Here is a 17,103-nt window from a genome sequence, read left to right as displayed (position 1 = left end):
GTCTACTGACCCGCCTTCGCGGAGCCGGTGAAGGCCGCGACGAGGTCGCTGAGCACGTCGGCGGTGATGGTGATGTTCCCGAAGGACGGCATGTTCTTCGCCATTTCCTTGAGGGCGAGGGCGCGGGCCACTTCGGGCCCGGCTGCCGCGAGCGCCTGGATGTATGCGGCGTCGTTCGCGATCCTGGCACGGCCAGCAGTGTTCCAGTCGATCTCGTAGGCCTTAGCTTTTTCGGTGATACGGCGCGCTTCCGCTTCGACCTCAATCGCGTCCGCGGCGGCCTTCTCTTCGGCCTCGCGCCGGGCGTTATGCCCTTCCTGATCGACCAGGTCGGCGCGCTTGCGAGCCAGGTCGAGCTTGGACTGCATCTCGTTTTCGGAGATCTGGGACTCGCGTTCGACCGCGAGCGCCCGGCGCTCGTAGAGGGCGCGGTCGGCCTCGGCCTGGAGCTGTTCGAGGAGAGGGGCACGCAGGGAGGATTCAACCCCCTCGTCCGGGCGCAGGCTCAGCAAGCGCGCATCGACGACGGCGACGCCGGTGGCCCGCAGCTGATCATCCGCAGCGAAGGCCTGGGCGAGCACGCGAGCGACCCGCTCCAGTGAGCCGCCAATTGCATCGGCGAGCGTCATCTCTCCGATTGCCGAGGCCAGGGCTGAGAACGCGATTCGGGTGACGGTCTCGTCGATCTGCCACAGCCCCTGAGCATCCGCTCCCGCTTCGCGCGGGTACAGGCCGAAGTCGTAGTGCACGGCGGCGGCTTCGGCGTCTTCGACGTGGTAGGTGATCGAAACCTGCGCGTTGATGTTCTGCTGGTCGGCGGTGGTCGTCTGGACGAGGAAGCTGTGGGCGCGGTTGGCGGTGGGGACCTCCGCGAGCGCGCAGCGCCCGGCTCGCAGCCAGAAGGACTGGCCGACCCCGGATCGGACGGTGCGTCCGGCGCGGATCTGGACGACGTGGTCGCCGGCTCCGCCCTGGTAGTGGATGAGGAAGGGGTGGTGGTGAAGGGTTCCCATGTCTGCTCCTTGGTAGGGTGGTCTCCCACTTGTTTATGTCACTCTGACGATAACTCATGACCGGATTTAATGTCAACTCGACACAAATGCGTTAGGCTTGCTCCATGACCCTGCCCTTGACCTTCCCGATCGCGGTCGACATCGTCGCTCTGACCGTCATTGACCACACGCTCCACGCTCTCGTCGTGCGGCGCGGAATTGAGCCGTTCAAGGATCGCTTGGCGCTCCCCGGCGGCTTTCTGCGCGACGGCGAGCAGACCGAGGAGGCGGCAGCACGCGAGCTTGAGGAAGAAACAGGCATCACTCCCCCCGGGCATCTCGAGCAGCTGCGTTCCTACGGACCGGAAGGCCGCGACCCGCGCGGGCCCGTCCTCTCCGTCGCCTACCTCCTCCTCGCCCCCTCGTTCTCACCAACCCGCTCGGGCGGTGACGCCGCGGGAGCCCTCTGGCATCCCGTCGACGCCCTCCTTGCTCCCACCTCACCCCTCGCCTTCGATCACGCGAGCATCCTCGCCGACGGGGTTGAGCGCGCACGCTCGAAGATCGAGTACTCACCGCTGGCCACATCCTTCTGCGGCCCCGAGTTCACCATCACGCAGCTGCGCGAGACCTACGAGGCGATCTGGGGCAGCGCCCTCGATCCGCGCAACTTCCATCGCAAGGCCACCAAGACCGCTTCCTTCATCGAAGCAACCGGGGGCACCGTCCGCGAGGGAGCCGGTCGGCCCGCCGCCCTCTACCGCCTCGTCCCCGGCGTCGACGACACCGCCTTCGTCCTCGACCCTCCCCTGCGCAGGCCCACCCGCGCAGGGGTGACACCCCCGACGCAGAGCGCGACCGCGCGCAGTGCGCAAGAATAGCCCAATACCAAAGGAGAACCATGAACTTCCATTCCCTCTATGACCAGGGCTTTGCTCGCGTCGCCGCCGTCACCCTGCCGGTCCACCCGGCCCGCCCCGCCGACAACGCGCGCGAGATCATTGACGCCGCACGCCAGCTTGACGCGCGCGGGGTCGCCGTGGCCGTCTTCCCCGAGCTGTGCGTCTCCGGCTATTCAATCGACGACCTGCTCCTGCAGGACGTCCTCCTCGACAACGTCGAGAAGGCCCTGGCGTCGATCGTCGAGGCAAGCACAGACCTGCTCCCCCTCCTCGTCGTCGGCGCCCCCCTGCGCAAGGACAACGCCCTGTACAACTGCGCGGTCGCCATCCACCGCGGGCGCGTCCTCGCGATCATCCCCAAGTCACACCTGCCCAACTATCGGGAGTTCTACGAGAAGCGCTACTTCGTGACCGCGCCTGCGCGCACGCGAGAGCGCATCGAGGTCCCCTGGGGCGGCATCGAGGAGTTCAGCGGCACCCCCGTGTGGGTCCCCTTCGGCCAGGTCCTCCTGTCCGCAGCCGACGTGCCCGGCCTGAGCGTCGGCATCGAGATCTGCGAGGACATGTGGGTGCCCGTCACCCCGGCGACCGAGCTGGCGCTCGCGGGCGCGACCGTCCTGGCGAACCTGTCGGCCTCCCCGATCACCGTGGGACGGGGAGCTGACCGAGAACTCATGGTGCGCTCGGTGTCCGCACGATGTTCGGCCGCCTACGTGTACACGGCGGCCGGCATGGGCGAGTCCAGCACGGACCTGGCGTGGGACGGGGAGACCATGATCTACGAGGCCGGGGACCGCCTGGCGATTGGCGAACGCTTCCAGGAGGGTGCGCACATGACGATCACCGACGTGGACCTCGAGCGCCTGCGCACCGAGCGCAAGCGGCAGAACTCCTTCACGGACAACGCCCAGCGCTACTTTGCGGGCGACGAGCGCATGGCCCCCCAGGAGGTCGAATTCACGCTCAACCCGCCGCGCACGGACCTGGGCCTGATTCGCCCGGTCAACCGCTTCCCCTTCGTCCCCAATGATCCGACCCGCCTGGAGCAGGACTGCTACGAGGCCTACAACATTCAGGTCGCGGGCCTGGTCCAGCGCCTGCGCGCGATCGGAAACCCGAAGATCGTCATCGGAGTGTCCGGCGGCCTGGACTCGACCCACGCGCTGGTTGTGGCCTCCCGCGCAATGGACCTGCTGGGCCGTCCGCGCACGGACATCCTGTGCTACACGCTGCCCGGATTCGCCACCTCCGAGCGCACCAAGAGGAACGCGACCCTGCTGTGCCGCTACCTGGGCACGTCCTTCCAGGAGATCGACATCCGCCCGGCGGCCACGCAGATGCTGGCCGACATCGGACACCCCTACGGGGAGGGCGAGGCCACCTACGACGTGACCTTCGAAAACGTCCAGGCCGGCTTGCGCACCGACTACCTGTTCCGCCTGGCCAACCACCTGGGCGGCATCGTTGTCGGCACGGGCGACCTGTCCGAGTTGGCGCTGGGCTGGTGCACGTACGGCGTGGGCGACCAGATGAGCCACTACGCGGTCAATACGGGCGTGCCGAAGACCCTCATGCAGCACCTGATCCGCTGGGTCGTGGCCTCCAAGCAGTTCGACGACCACGTCGGCGAGGTGCTCCTGTCGATCCTCAACACGGAGATCTCTCCCGAGCTGGTTCCAGCCAAGCCCGGCGAGAAGATGCAGTCCACACAGGACAAGATCGGCCCCTACAACCTGCAGGACTTCACGCTGTACCACGTGCTGCGCCGCGGGGCACGTCCCTCGAAGATCGCGTTCTTGGCGGAGAAGGCCTGGTCGGACGCTTCCGTGGGCGACTGGCCGGTCGGCTTCCCCGAGGAGGACAAGGTCGCGTACTCGCTCGAAGAAATCGTCAAGTGGGAGCGCCTGTTCCTGTGGCGTTTCTTCAGCCAGCAGTTCAAGCGCAGCGCCCTGCCCAACGGCCCGAAGGTCATGGCCGGGGGCTCCCTGTCCCCGCGCGGGGATTGGCGCATGCCCTCCGACGTATCGGGCGCGGATTGGGTCGCCGAACTCGACGAGGCCGTTGTCGGCCTGGTCGAGGACCGGGGTAACACTGTTCACATGTGCTGACGCGGTAGGAATCTGTCGCTAAGGTTAGTTTCGATAGTTAGGTAAGCCTACCTTTCTATCCACTAGCATCACCGCAGTTTTCCCAGCATTTACGGAGAAGAATGTCTCGCACGAATACCTCCCTGGCCGCTATTGCCGCCATCGCCGCGCTCGGCCTCGCCGCCTGCTCCTCGGGCACGACAACCCCCGCCACGCAGTCCTCCGCGCCCGCCTCCGCCGACGCCTCCCAGGCCTCGTCGGTGTCCATCGAGTCGAACGACGGCACCGTCGAGATCAAGCTGCCCGTCACCCGGGCGGCGTCGCTGGATAACCGCACCTTTGAGGTCCTCCAGCAGTGGAACGTGCCGCTCGTCGCCGCACCCAAGAAGCTGATCCCCACGACCGTCACCGCGTTCAACGGTGACGATGTCGCCGACGTGGGTATGCACCGCGACCCGAACCTGGAGGCGCTCGTTGCGGCCGAGCCCGACCTGATCATCTCGGGTCAGCGCTTCACCAAGTTCGACGCGCAGATCAAGGAGCTCGCACCAAACGTGCCGATGATCAACCTTGAGCCGCGCGACGGAATGCCCTTCAACGAGGAGCTCATCAGGCAGGTCACCGATCTGGGCACGATCTTCAACAAGCAGGCCGAGGCCCAGAAGCTGGTCGACGATTTCAACGCCTCCATCGAGCGTGCGAAGAAGGCCTACGACGGCTCCTCGACGGTCATGGCGGTTGACGTCTCGGGCGGCAACATCGGATACGTCGCACCCTCGAAGGGCCGCACGTGGGGGCCCGTCTTCGACATCCTCGGCCTCAAGCCCGCGCTAGAGGTAGAGGGATCCACCGATTCTCACACGGGTGACGACATTTCCGTCGAGGCAATCGCCGAGGCCAACCCCGCGTGGATCTTTGTTCTGGACCGAGATGCCGCGATCACCAAGGACGGATCGAACACCCCCGCCGAGACCGTCATCTCGGGCAACACCGTCCTTAGCGGCGTCACCGCCCTCCAGAAGAACCAGGTCGTCTACGCGCCGAACGATACGTACACGAACGAGTCGATCATCACCTACACGAAGATCTTCAACTCGATCGCCGATTCCTTCGAAGCCGCAAAGAAGTGACCCTCTGACCCCTCGGTGCGGGTGGCGCCTCCCCGGGCGCCACCCGCACGCCACCCCTCATGACTCACTCCCCCACCACCGCCCTCCCGAAGGACCCAACCATCGAGCGTGAAGGCGCCTCGACCACGTCGAAGCGCCGCCCCCTGGCGCTGGCCCTGGCCACGCTCGCCGTGGCTGCGCTCCTCGTCCTGTCACTGTCCACCGGCGAGTACTCGATCCTCTCCCAGGACGACGGCTGGAAGATCTTCCTCGCCGTGCGCGTCCCCCGCACGATCGCGCTCGTCCTTTCGGGCGCCGCGATGTCAATGAGCGGTATCGTCATGCAGCTGGTCACCCAGAACCGCTTCGCCGAGCCCTCCACGACGGGCACGACCGAGTGGGCGGGACTCGGCCTCCTCGCAATCATGATCGCGTGGCCCGGAGCCCCGATCCTGGTGCGCATGGCCTGCGCCATCTCCTTCGCCTTCGTCGGCACCATGGTCTTCTTCGCCCTCCTGCGACGCGTCTCGCTTCGGTCCTCCCTGCTGGTCCCGATCATGGGCATGATGCTGGGCGCCGTGGTGTCCGCAGTCTCGACGTTCGTCGCGCTGGAAACCAACACGCTGCAGAGCGTGTCCGTGTGGTTTCAGGGGTCCTTCACTTCCGTCTACGAGGGTCAGTACGAGGTCCTGTGGATCGTCGCCATCGTCGTGGCGATCGTGTTCATCATGGCCGACCGCCTGACGGCCGTCTCCCTCGGCGAGGACATTGCCATCTCCCTCGGGGTCAACTACCACCGCATGATCCTCATCGCGACGGGGCTCGTGGCCGTGGCGACCGGCGTCGTCACCGTCGTCGTCGGTTCGCTGCCCTTCCTGGGACTGATCGTCCCCAACCTCGTGTCCATGTCCATGGGCGACAACCTGCGGACGAACCTGCCGTGGGTGTGCCTGGCGGGTATCTCCCTCGTGACGGTCACGGACCTCCTCGCACGCACGCTCATTTCCCCCTTCGAGATGCCAGTCTCGGTCATCTTGGGCGTCCTCGGCGCGTTCGTCTTCATCGCGCTCGTGCTGCGCCAGGCCAAGAAGGGAGCCGTCCTATGAGAGTCCTGACCTCCCCCGCGCGACGTGAGGCCGCCTCCCCGGCCCCCGCCCCGGCCTCGTCCGCGCGCACACCGCACCCGATCCGACGCACCAGCGCCTTCACGTCCGCGGCCGCCCGGCGCCGCTGGTGGCTCGTCTTCGGGGTCGTCTGCGCCATCGCGGTCCTGGCCTGCGTCGGCCTGCTCGTGTGGAAGAACCCCGCCCAGTTCGCCACCCCCGTCTTCTGGCGCCTGGCGCGCAGGCGCGCCTTCGCGGTCCTGGCAATCGGTCTCGTCGCCACGTGCCAGGGGATGGCCACGGTCGCCTTCCAGACGGTGGCCAACAACCGGATCATCACTCCCTCGATCCTGGGTTTCGAGTCCCTGTACCGGGCGATCCACACCTCCACGATCTTCTTCCTGGGCGTCGCCGGCCTCAACGCCTCCGCGACGGTCGGCAACTTCGTCGGCCAGCTCGCGCTCATGATCGTCCTCACGCTCGTGCTCTACTCGTGGCTGCTCACCTCTCAACGGGCATCCATGCACGCGATGCTCCTGATCGGCGTCATGCTGGGAGCTGGCCTCGGGTCGGTCTCCACCTTCATGCAGAGGCTGCTCACACCCTCCGAGTTTGACGTGCTCACCGCGCGCCTCTTCGGGTCGATCGCGAACGCCCAGAAGGAATATTTCCCCATCGCGATTCCCCTCGTCGCGGCCGCGGCCATCGCCCTCGTGTTGCTTACGCGCCAGCTGTCGGTGCTGTCGCTCGGCCGCGAAACGGCCACCAACCTGGGCATGAACCACCGACGCACGTCCGTGCTCGTCCTCGTGCTGGTCTCGATCCTCATGGCGACCTCGACGGCGCTCGTCGGACCGATGACCTTCCTGGGCTTCCTCGTGGCGACACTCGCCTACCAGTTCTCCTCCACCCACGACCACCGCTACCTCTTCGCAATGTCCACGGCGCTGGGTATCGCGATCCTGTCGAGTGCGTACTTCTTCATGAATCACGTCTTTAACACGCAGGGTGTTGTCTCGATCATCATCGAGTTCGTCGGCGGTCTCGCTTTCATCATCACCATCCTGCGGAAGGGACGCCTGTGATCTCCATCGATTCCGTCGTTAAGCAATACTCGCCGTCGGTCCGCATCGGGTCGATCTCCCTGACCATTCCCACCGGAGGAATCACGGCGCTGGTGGGCCCCAACGGTGCGGGCAAGTCGACTCTTCTGACGATGATCGGTCGCCTCCTGGACATCGACGAGGGAGTGATCGAGGTCGGTGGCCTGAACGTCGCGACGACAAAGTCGGCGGAGCTGGCGCGCACGCTGTCCATCCTGCGCCAGGAGAACCACTACATTTCCCGCCTAACGGTCCGTCAGCTGGTCAGCTTCGGCCGTTTTCCTCACACCCGCGGGCGCCTGACCCCCCAGGACGAGGAGATCATCGACCGCTACATCGGCTTCCTTAACCTGGGGGACCTCCAGGGGCGCTACCTGGATCAGCTCTCCGGCGGACAGCGTCAGCGGGCGTACGTCGCCATGGTCCTCACCCAGGAGACCGAGTACGTCCTGTTGGATGAGCCCCTCAACAACCTCGACATCGCGCGCAGCGTCGAGATGATGACCATGTTGGAGCGCGCGGCCCGCGAGTTCGCCCGCACGATCGTCATCGTCTTACACGACATCAACTTCGCGGCGCGTTACGCCTCCCAGATATGCGCGCTCAAGGATGGCGCGGTTGCCTACGTGGGTCCCCCGAGCCAGATCATGACGGACGAGGTTCTGACCGACATCTTCGACACTCCCGTGACGGTCGTTCCCGGCCCGAAGGGCCCCATGGCCTGCTACTTCTAAGGAGGAAACCAGGCTCGCCCAGCACCCGCCTCGCCCCCCGCTGGCTCGTCGGTAGAATGGATGGGCGGCCCGCCCCCTGGGCGCGACACGGCCGCGCAACGATTCTTTCCCCGGGGGTTGTCGTGTTCGCCGGACTCATCGTCCTCTTCGTTCTCCTCTCCGCCCTCCTCACCGTCGGCGGCATCTATCTCTTCGCCTCGGGCCTGACCGCGCGCGCAGGCGCGTGTCGGCCGCCTCTGGGCTTGAGGCTTGACGGGATTACGCCAGGATCATGCGAGTGGGAACGCGCCCACCGAGCATCGTGGCCAATCCTCTTCGGTGGGGGCGTCCTGGGAACCGCACACGGAATCGCCCTGGCGGCAACGACGCTGATGGATGCGCGCACCTCCGTCGTGGTGGTCTTCGTCGCCTCGGGCGTCATCGTCGAGGTCGGCCTGTGGCTGGTGGCCCGGGCGGCGGCCAGGTCGGCGCTGCGCGAGCACGGCCCGCATCGTTGACCGGGTCGGGATAGGCGAATAGACTGACGACAGGCGACGTCGCCTGTCGTCACGTCGAGGGAGCCGAAGATGAAGAGGATCGCCACCTGCGCCTTACTCGCCTTACTCGCCTGCGCCTCCTCCTGCTCCTCCCACGCGGGCCTTCACGACGTCGCCGTTGCCTCCCTCACCAGCGCCGACTCGGTCATCGCCGTGCGTTTGAGCAACGCCTCAGTGCTCTCGGGGGGCGTCCCGCGACCGAGCCGCGGGTACACCGCTTTTCTTGCCGAGGACGGGACGGGAAGCATCGCGTCCACCGGCGGCATACGCGGCTCGATCGTCCAGTGGACGCCCGCCGGCGCCTTCTTCGCATCGGCAGCCGACGAGTATGTCTCCACCGATTCCGGGACGACTCGCACGCCGCGCGACGCCAGGCAACAGTACGAGATCGGACGCTACCCGCTCTCCAACGGGGGCACCGCGGCCTTCTACGTGGATTCGACGAACCAACCTCTCTACACGGTCGCCCCCGATGGGTCCTCAACCCGCACCAACAACATCGGGCTCTTTCAGAACAACGGCCAGTGCGGCGACCGGATCATGTCTCTCACCGAGACGCAGCACTCGACCGACCTGGAGTCGTCGGCCGCCGAGGCGTACGCCTCGGCGCATCCGTTCGATCCGATGCCCGATAGTTTCGACCTGCTGGTTGAGCTCTCCGGTCACGCCGGGGATCTGCCCACCGTCGTGGGCGTCTCCCAGAGGGATGAGACGCTCGAGTCGGGGCAGCAGATGTTCGCTTGCGATGGCTCCTCCGTCGTCATTCCCACGCTGGCGCGCACCCACCCCGATGCGTCGCGTGAGAACGGGTTGGATCCCGCTGACGGCCGCCTCGTTCTCCAGTCGTGGGACCTGTCGACGGGAACCAGGACGATCACGCCCGTCACCACGAGCGAGGGCGATCCCATCGACCTCTCGAGGTCTCGCGAGGTTCACCTCTCCCAGGGGATCCTCGTGGGTAGAGAGTACCGTTTCGTGAGCGCGCGAGGTGACGTCTACACCGTCAACATCGACACCGCGGTCGGCCGGTACGTCGGTTCGATCGGGACTCAACAGGGCGAGGAACGCACCGTCTTCCAGGTCACCGAGCGCGGCGTCTATGCCTTGACGACCTCCCCGCAGGATCTGCGCGTCACCCTGACGAGGCACCCGTGGGACGGCGGGCAGGAGCAGACCGTCCTGTCCACCGCGGACCTCGCGCCGTACCTCGCGGGCAACTTGCTGACGGATTCTCTCTCCATCGACTCTTTCGCCCTTCGCCCCGGATGGGGATAGACCCGGGGCCGCCAAAGCCGCGTCCCGGCCTCGGTTTCCGCGGGGCCGGGACGGCTGATGCGAGCGAGTTCAGGCCTTGGGACGCTCGCGCCGATCGAGCATATACAGGGCCAACTTGGACGGTTCGAGGGCGCGCACCGCGTGCGGCAGCCTCGTCCCAAAGTGAATGACATCGCCCGGCTTCAGGACGACGCTCCGCCCGTCCGCCTCGATTTCGAGAGAGCCTTCGAGCGCGTGCAAGATGGCGGGCATCGCGGCCGTGTGCTCGCTGAGAAGCTCGCCCGTGTCGAAGCTGAATAGGACCAGCCGGACGCCCTCGGCGTGCATGACCGTGCGCGAGACCGTGGCCCCCTCGTTGACCTGAATCATCGAGGCGATGTCTTGCAGGTCCGTCATGATGGGCGTGGGAACCTCGGTGTTCGATTCGGGCGACAGGCTCATTGATCCTCCTTGGGTTTGCGCGCGACGATAGCAACGCCGCACAGGTTGTGGTTGTACTTGTTGAAGGTGCGCGCCATCGTCATGACGCGTCCGCGCAGCTCCTTGTCCCGCGCGACGTTGCGGAGGATGCGCAGGGCGCCCCGCAGTCCCTCGTCGGCGATCACACGGCCGGGCCGAAGCAGGGCCATGGGAGCCGTGCGCGTCTCCTCCACGACCAGGCCTGCCTCCTCCAGGCAGGCACGCCACTGGGCCACCGTCAGGGGCCTGGCGTTGACGTTGATTGCCCGAGCGAGGGCACGGCGAATCTCGGTCGCCACCTTCTCGTCGATGGTGGTGGGTGTCATCGCCAGCTCGTGGATCACGTAGCGTCCGCCGGGGCGCAGGATGCGGGCCGCCTCGCCGACGATGGCGCGCTTGGCTTTCTCTCCCTGCATGGTGAGCATCGCCTCGCCGACCACGACGTCCGCGCTCTGGTCGGCCAGACCTGTCTCGGCGGCATCCGCGTTGACGCAGCGGCCAACCCCCGATGCGATGGCATTGACGCGCGCGCAGGCATCCGGGTCCCGCTCTACTCCGACGTAGGAGGCGGGACCAACCCCGATGATCGCGCCGGCTGTCACACCCAATCCGGGGGCGAATTCGACGACGTGGGCGCCGGGTATGCCGGCGTGCTTGAGTGCCCAGGTGCTGAGTGCGAGTCCCCCGGGACGCAGGACCTTCTTTCCGGCGCGGGCGAGCACCCAGTGGCCGGGAGCCCGCTCGACGGGCCGGTCGGCGAAAGGCAGGGTGTTCGCCGACGTTTCTGCATAAGTTGCCATATACGCAAGTATAGCGTTAGCTATTTCGCTGCGCAGGCCTCCGCAGAAGAAGCGCCGACGAACACCCCGCCGCCATCACAGTCCGATGATCTGACCAAACTCCCGCTTGATGCGCTCCAGGCGCTCGCGTGCTTCCTCCCACGGAACCGGCCCGCCCTCGGGTACCGGGAGGATAACCTCCAGGTAGCACTTGAGTTTCGGCTCCGTGCCCGAGGGACGGGCGATGACGCGGTCACCGTCGCGGGTGAGCACCAGGACGCCGTCCGTGGGGGGCAGTCCCTGGTATCCCTCCGACAGGTCCGAAACCTCAACGACCGGAGAACCCGCCAGCTCGGTCGGCGGCTGGGCGCGCAGGCGCGCCATTCCCTGGGCGATCTGTTCGATCTGTTCGACCCGGAAGGTCAAAGGACCGGTCACGTGCAGGCCGTGGAGGCGCGCCAGCCGATCCAGCTCGTCCCACGCGCTGCGCCCCTGCGCCTTCAAGGAAGCGAACAACGACGCGGCCACGACGGAAGAGGCGATGCCGTCCTTGTCGCGGGCGACCGACGGATTCGGACAAAAGCCGATGGCCTCCTCGTATCCGAAGGCCAGCTGCGGCGCGCGAGCGATCCACTTGAAACCGGTGAGGGTCGTGTGGTGGACCAGCCCGTGAGCGCGTGCGATCCGACCCAGCAGACGCGAGGACACGATTGAGTTCGCGAGCGACCCGCGCACCCCGCGCGAGGCCAGGAACTCTCCCAGCAGGCAGCCAATCTGGTCTCCGCTGAGCGGGGTCCACCCCGTCGGCGAGGCGGGGTCCGGCACGGCGAGAGCGCAGCGATCCGCGTCGGGGTCGACCGCGATGATGAGGTCAGCTCCCTCGCTTCGCGCCTGCTCGATCGCCATGTCGAGGGCGCCGGCCTCCTCCGGGTTGGGGAAGGGCACGGTCGGGAAGTCCGGGTCCGGTTCGGCCTGGGCTGCCACAAGCGAGACGTTCGTGAACCCGGCCTCGGCCAGGACGCGCGACGTCAGCGACGCGCCCACGCCGTGCATGGCGGTCAGGACGATGCGCAGGTCCTGCCGTGCTGCGATCTCACCGGAGGCCAGCGCGACTGCGGAGGCCACGTACTCGTCGCGGGGGTCAACGGCCTCGACGAGGTCGTCGTTCATCGGAACCTGGTCGGCCGGCTGGGTGGCCTTGATGGCGTCGGCGATCTCGGCGTCGAAGGGCGGCACGATCTGGACGCCCTGGCCGTCGCCGGTGACGACGCTGCCTCCCAGGTAGACCTTGTACCCGTTGTCGGGTGCGGGGTTATGCGAGGCCGTCACCATGACTCCCGCGTCGGCGCCGAAGTGGCGCACCGCAAAGGAGGTGAGCGGAGTCGGGTTGGCCTGGGGCAGGGCGAGGACCCGCACGCCGGCTGCCGAGGCGACGCGGCACGCGGCCGTGGCGAACTCGGAGGAACCGTGGCGGGCGTCGCACCCGACGACCAGCGTGGGCGTGCCCGTCGCGTGGCGCTTGACGACCTCACACAGGCCTGCGGTCGCGCGGATGACGACGGCCAGGTTCATGCGGGATTCGCCGGGGCCGACGACGCCGCGCAGCCCGGCGGTACCGAATTCGAGAGGGCCGTTCATGGCGGCGCGCACGCGCGCCAGAGCCTCCTCGTCGCCGGCACGCGCGGCCTCAACATCCCCCTTCAGGGACGAGGCCGTCGCGGGATCCGGGTCGTGGTCTGCCCAACGGCGGGCGCGATCGAAAACGTCCATGGTGTTCTCATTCCTCCAGTCCTGCCAGAATGGCGTTGGTTGCCGAGACCCCCAGACGGGAAGCGCCGGCCTCGATCATGGCGAGCGCCGTTTCGGCGTCGCGGATTCCTCCAGATGCTTTCACGCCCAGGGAATCGCCGACGGTGGCACGCATGAGGGCAACCGCGTGCGTCGACGCGCCTCCGGCGGGGTGGAAACCCGTCGACGTCTTGACGAAGTCGGCGCCAGCCGCCATCGACGCCCGGCAGGCAGCGACGATCTCATCGTCGGTGAGGGCCGCAGACTCGATAATGACCTTGAGGACGCGGGGGGAGGGAACGACCCGGCGAACGGCGGCAATCTCCCCCTCCAGGTCGGCAAGCCGTCCATCCTTGACCAGCTCAATGTTGATGACCATGTCGATCTCGTCGGCACCGTCCGCGACGGCGAGGGCAGCCTCGAAGGCCTTCACCTCGGGCTTGACGGCTCCCGAGGGGAAGCCGACCACGCAGGCAACCTTGAGCCCCTCGGGCACGTCCAGGGGCAGCATCGAGGGAGAGACACACACCGAGAAGGTTCCGGCCCCGGCCCCCTCCTCGACGATGCGCGCCACGTCCGCGCGTGTCGCTTCCGGCTTGAGGATCGTGTGGTCGATCATCGCGGCCACGTCACGTTTCTTCATGAGACGACGTTCTCCTAATCTCACAGGGCTGCCAGCGGCAGGGCGAGTTCCATCATCGTCGTGAAGGCGGTCTGCCGAGACTGGGCGTCCGTGGCCTCTCCGGTGACGAGGGAATCGGAGACGGTGAACATGCCGAGGGCCTCGACGCCGGCGTGCGCGGCCGTCGCATACAGTCCAGCCGTTTCCATTTCGACCGCGAGGATCCCCATGCGCGTCCATGCCTCGTTGAAGGTCTGGTTCGCGTTGTAGAAGACGTCGGAGGACATGATGTTGCCGACGTGGAAGGGGACTCCCTCCTCGCGGGCGCGGCGCACCACGTCGTCAATGAGGCGGAAGGAGCCGATCGGAGCATAGGTTCCGGGGAGCTGGTACTGGTCCATGAACGCCGAATTCGTGCAGGCTCCCTGGGCGACCACAACGTCGTAGAGGTGCATGTCGGGCTGCAGAGCGCCACACGTTCCAACGCGCACCAGGCGCCGGCAACCAAACTCGTGGATGAGTTCATAGGCGTACAGGGAGATGGAGGGGATACCCATGCCAGACCCCATGACGGACACGGGGGTGCCCTGGTAGGTACCGGTGAAGCCGAGCATGTTGCGTACGGCGTTGAACTGCTGGACGTCCTCCAGGTAGGTATCGGCGATGAACTTCGCGCGCAGGGGGTCTCCCGGGAGCAGGATGGTTTCGGCGATGGGAGCGGTGGGATCAATGTGCGGTGTGGAACGCATGTGTCGTGTCCTTCGTTGTGTCGAGGAGAACTGGGCTCCTCTCGGCGTCTTTACCTGTGTGACAAGGCTATGCCCTGAGTTACAAATGCGTCAATAGCAATTTAACAAATGTTCCATCCTCCTGTCGTTGCGTCATCCACCCCCTCCGAGGGTTCCTCGCTCGTCTCGTCCAGCAGCGCGAGGGCCAGATCCTGGTCGACCACCAGGTGGGTGGCCAACCCCATGCGAAGCCCCGCCTCCAGAGCCCGGGCCTTCACGAGCCCTCCCGCGACGAGCAGCCGGACGGGACGCGCGCGCAGGTCGTCCAGGGAGATGCTGACCGTGCGGCGCTCGATCTGGGGACGCGCGATGGTGCCGGACTTTGTAAAGAAGTGGGAAAAGACGTCGCCGACGGCGTCGCGCAGCAGCGCCTCTACCTCCGCCTCCTCGAGCTGCCCGAGGTTCAGGGAGATGACCTCCCGGCCCATCGCGCCGACCGTGAAGACGGCGACGTCGACGCCCCGCCCCTCCTCCAGGATCTTGGCGATCGCCCGGTCCTGGCGCACGATCGACAGGGTCGCCGTGTCCTGAAAGATGACGGGGAGCGGCAGGTATCGGGGCTCGGCGGAGAATGCCTCGCAGAAGGCTCGCATGACCTCGAAGTCGTGGGTCCCGCGCTCGGAGAAGGAGGTCCCTCCCTTGAGCTGGACGACCCGCACTCCCGATCGCGGGGACCTGGACAGGTGGGAGGCGAGCGAGTTCATCGTGCGACCCCAGGAGATGCCGACGCTCATGCCGTCGTGGACCAGCTGGCTCAACAGGGCAGCTCCGACGCGCCCGACCTGGTCGATGGCCTCCTCCTCCCTCATCGCTCGCCCGTGTGCGACTCGCGCGCAGGCCAGCCCATATCGCTTCTCCAGGCGCGCCGCGAGCTCGGAGGCCTCGTCGCGCGGATCGTGGATGTCGATGGTCACGAAGCCTCGCGCGTGGCCGTGCGCGAGGAGCTTGGCCACCGTGGGCCGCGAGCACCCCATGCGGGAGGCAACCTCGGCCTGGCTCAAGTCTTGCTGGTAGTAAAGCTTGAGGGCCTCGATCGACTGCTCGTCGCGCTTCTCCACGATTCCTCCTTCCCCGTGCCGTACGGTTGCGTCAGGAGACCGTGTCCAAGATGACGCCCCGATCCTCGACGACGCCCCCATCAGCGATCGTGATCGCACCCGCGAGGCTTTCCACGGCTCGCTCGATGCGCCACTCGTCGTCCGTGTAGAGGGTGAGCAGCGGCTGCCCCGCTCGCACGCTCTCGCCGGGCTTGGCATGAATCTCGATGCCGGCACCCGCCTGGACAGCGTCCTCCTTGACCGCGCGCCCCGCGCCCAGGCGCCAGGACGCGACCCCGACGCCGAGGGCGTCCATGCCGACGACCGTTCCGTCGGCCTCGGCCCGAACCTGGTGCGCGTGGGCGGCACGAGGCATCGGCGCGTCCGGGTCGCCGCCCTGCTCGCGGATCATCTGGCGCCAACGGTCCATGGCGCGCCCATCACGCAGGGCCTCCTCCACGTCGGCGTCGTGGACGCCCGCCAGGTCCAGCATGTTCCGGGCGAGTTCGCAGGTCAGCTCAACGACGTCGGAGGGGCCTGCGCCCGCGAGGACCTCGACCGATTCCTCAACCTCAAGAGCATTGCCGATCTTGCGTCCGAGGGGCACCGACATGTCGGTCAGCAGCGCGCGCGTGGCAACGCCCGCGTCGCGCCCCAAATCCACCATGGTGCGCGCGAGCTCACGCGCGGTGTCCAGGTCCTTCATGAAGGCACCCGACCCAACCTTGACGTCCAGGACGAGCGCGCCCGTCCCCTCAGCGATCTTCTTGCTCATGATGGAGCTGGCGATCAGCGGGATGGACTCCACGGTCGAGGTGATGTCGCGCAGCGCGTACAGCTTCTTGTCCGCGGGTGCCAGGCCGACCCCGGCCGCGCAGATGACCGCGCCGCATCCGCTGCCCAGCTGCGTCATGATCTCCTCGTTGCTCAGCTGTGCCCTCCAGCCTGGGATCGACTCCAGCTTGTCCAGGGTGCCGCCCGTGTGCCCCAGGCCTCGGCCCGACAGCTGCGGGACGGCTACCCCGAAGCACGCGACGAGCGGCGCCAGGGGCAGGGTGATCTTGTCCCCCACGCCTCCCGTCGAGTGCTTGTCGGCGGTCGGCTTGCCGATCCCGGAGAAGTCCATGCGCTGCCCCGACCGGATCATCGCATCCGTCCACCGGGCAATCTCCTCGCGGTTCATTCCGCGCAGGAAGATCGCCATGGCCAGGGCGGCCATCTGCTCATCCTTGACGACGCCGGAGGTGTAGGCATCGATCACCCAGTCGATGTGCTCGGGGGATAGGGTTCCCCCGTCGCGTTTCGTACGAATGACGTCAACGGCATCAACGATCGCCATCGTTTCCTTCTTTCGTTTCGGAATAGGCCGGGGCGCTTGTCGCTCCCACCCCGTCCAGGTCATGGGGGCCGAAAGCACCGGGGAGGACCTCGCTCATGGGGGCGACCCCGCCGGGCATGAGGACCAGGCAGGAGGGGCCTCCGTGCTCGAAGATGAGCTGGCGGCACCTCCCGCACGGGGAGACGGGAACCGCGTCACCATTGACGGCGACGACACCGACGAGCGTGCCCCCGCCGGAGCGGATCAGGTCCGAGACCATGCCGCACTCGGCACACAGGGTCACCCCGTAGCCGGCGTTCTCGACGTTGCAGCCGCTGACGATCCGACCGTCGTCCGTCAATCCGGCGGCGCCGACCGGGAACCCCGAGTAGGGGCAGTACGCCCGCTTCATCGCGTCTGTGGCGACGCCCAGCAGGGCGTCCCAATCGATCAGAGGCATCGACCCCACCC

Annotated in this window: 17 protein-coding genes; 8 read left to right on the top strand and 9 right to left on the bottom strand. The window is 67.0% G+C overall.

The features are described 5' to 3' along the window. Positions 1–2: 2 nt before the first annotated feature. Positions 3–1,013 carry an SPFH domain-containing protein gene (locus tag HMPREF9006_RS08995; protein ID WP_009213281.1) on the bottom strand — a complete coding sequence of 337 codons (1,011 nt, stop codon included), beginning with the start codon at positions 1,011–1,013 and terminating at the stop codon, positions 3–5. Between the two features lie 104 nt (positions 1,014–1,117). Here HMPREF9006_RS08995 and HMPREF9006_RS08990 point away from each other — a divergent pair, with 104 nt between their 5' ends. The 8 genes from HMPREF9006_RS08990 (at position 1,118) to HMPREF9006_RS08955 (ending at position 9,841) form a co-directional block, all read left to right on the top strand. Beyond that, entirely contained in the window at positions 1,118–1,873 is a 756-nt protein-coding gene (locus HMPREF9006_RS08990) for an NUDIX hydrolase (protein ID WP_009213280.1), read from the top strand. Positions 1,874–1,893: 20 nt separating this feature from the next. Then, on the top strand, positions 1,894–4,002 hold the full coding sequence (locus tag HMPREF9006_RS08985) for an NAD(+) synthase (RefSeq protein WP_009213279.1): 2,109 nt from the start codon (positions 1,894–1,896) through the stop codon (positions 4,000–4,002). 101 nt (positions 4,003–4,103) lie between these two features. After that, a complete protein-coding gene (locus HMPREF9006_RS08980) occupies positions 4,104–5,111 on the top strand; it encodes a siderophore ABC transporter substrate-binding protein (protein WP_009213278.1) in 1,008 nt (335 codons plus the stop codon). 59 nt (positions 5,112–5,170) lie between these two features. Further along, entirely contained in the window at positions 5,171–6,196 is a 1,026-nt protein-coding gene (locus HMPREF9006_RS08975) for an ABC transporter permease (protein ID WP_009213277.1), read from the top strand. Next, the gene (locus HMPREF9006_RS08970) at positions 6,193–7,278 is read left to right on the top strand and encodes an iron chelate uptake ABC transporter family permease subunit (protein WP_009213276.1); all 1,086 of its coding nucleotides are present in this window, start codon (positions 6,193–6,195) and stop codon (positions 7,276–7,278) included. Before HMPREF9006_RS08975 ends, HMPREF9006_RS08970 begins: the two co-directional genes overlap by 4 nt. Beyond that, positions 7,275–8,030: an iron ABC transporter ATP-binding protein gene (locus HMPREF9006_RS08965; protein ID WP_009213275.1), complete on the top strand. Its 756-nt coding sequence runs from the start codon at positions 7,275–7,277 to the stop codon at positions 8,028–8,030. The genes HMPREF9006_RS08970 and HMPREF9006_RS08965 overlap by 4 nt, the downstream gene beginning before the upstream one ends. Positions 8,031–8,152: 122 nt before the next feature. Beyond that, positions 8,153–8,527 (top strand): hypothetical protein, encoded by a 375-nt coding sequence (locus HMPREF9006_RS08960; protein WP_034231632.1) that lies wholly within the window; start codon positions 8,153–8,155, stop codon positions 8,525–8,527. Positions 8,528–8,596: 69 nt separating this feature from the next. Further along, the gene (locus HMPREF9006_RS08955; RefSeq protein WP_009213273.1) at positions 8,597–9,841 is read left to right on the top strand and encodes a hypothetical protein; all 1,245 of its coding nucleotides are present in this window, start codon (positions 8,597–8,599) and stop codon (positions 9,839–9,841) included. A gap of 69 nt (positions 9,842–9,910) precedes the next feature. Here HMPREF9006_RS08955 and HMPREF9006_RS08950 read toward each other — a convergent pair whose 3' ends face one another. From HMPREF9006_RS08950 to HMPREF9006_RS08915, 8 genes are all read right to left on the bottom strand, one after another. After that, on the bottom strand, positions 9,911–10,282 hold the full coding sequence (locus HMPREF9006_RS08950; RefSeq protein WP_009213272.1) for a cupin domain-containing protein: 372 nt from the start codon (positions 10,280–10,282) through the stop codon (positions 9,911–9,913). Next, positions 10,279–11,100, bottom strand: a complete 822-nt coding sequence (locus tag HMPREF9006_RS08945; RefSeq protein ID WP_009213271.1) for a class I SAM-dependent methyltransferase — start codon at positions 11,098–11,100, stop codon at positions 10,279–10,281. Before HMPREF9006_RS08945 ends, HMPREF9006_RS08950 begins: the two co-directional genes overlap by 4 nt. A 75-nt stretch (positions 11,101–11,175) precedes the next feature. Next, complete coding sequence (locus HMPREF9006_RS08940; RefSeq protein WP_009213270.1) at positions 11,176–12,849, bottom strand: phospho-sugar mutase; 1,674 nt, start codon at positions 12,847–12,849, stop codon at positions 11,176–11,178. Positions 12,850–12,856: 7 nt separating this feature from the next. Continuing rightward, on the bottom strand, positions 12,857–13,510 hold the full coding sequence (gene deoC, locus HMPREF9006_RS08935) for a deoxyribose-phosphate aldolase (protein WP_009213269.1): 654 nt from the start codon (positions 13,508–13,510) through the stop codon (positions 12,857–12,859). Between the two features lie 20 nt (positions 13,511–13,530). Next, the gene (deoD, locus tag HMPREF9006_RS08930; protein ID WP_009213268.1) at positions 13,531–14,238 is read right to left on the bottom strand and encodes a purine-nucleoside phosphorylase; all 708 of its coding nucleotides are present in this window, start codon (positions 14,236–14,238) and stop codon (positions 13,531–13,533) included. Between the two features lie 101 nt (positions 14,239–14,339). Further along, positions 14,340–15,335, bottom strand: a complete 996-nt coding sequence (locus HMPREF9006_RS08925) for a sugar-binding transcriptional regulator (RefSeq protein WP_009213267.1) — start codon at positions 15,333–15,335, stop codon at positions 14,340–14,342. A gap of 31 nt (positions 15,336–15,366) precedes the next feature. Beyond that, positions 15,367–16,653, bottom strand: coding sequence for a thymidine phosphorylase (locus HMPREF9006_RS08920; RefSeq protein WP_009213266.1), 1,287 nt, complete (start codon positions 16,651–16,653; stop codon positions 15,367–15,369). After that, positions 16,640–17,092: a cytidine deaminase gene (locus tag HMPREF9006_RS08915; RefSeq protein ID WP_009213265.1), complete on the bottom strand. Its 453-nt coding sequence runs from the start codon at positions 17,090–17,092 to the stop codon at positions 16,640–16,642. The genes HMPREF9006_RS08920 and HMPREF9006_RS08915 overlap by 14 nt, the downstream gene beginning before the upstream one ends. Positions 17,093–17,103 lie beyond the last annotated feature (11 nt).

It is taken from the genome of Actinomyces sp. oral taxon 180 str. F0310, from assembly GCF_000185285.1.
In the GTDB taxonomy this organism is placed as follows: Bacteria; Actinomycetota; Actinomycetes; order Actinomycetales; family Actinomycetaceae; genus Pauljensenia.
Note: the sequence above shows the minus strand (reverse complement) of the source record. Positions and strands in the feature narration are given on the sequence as shown.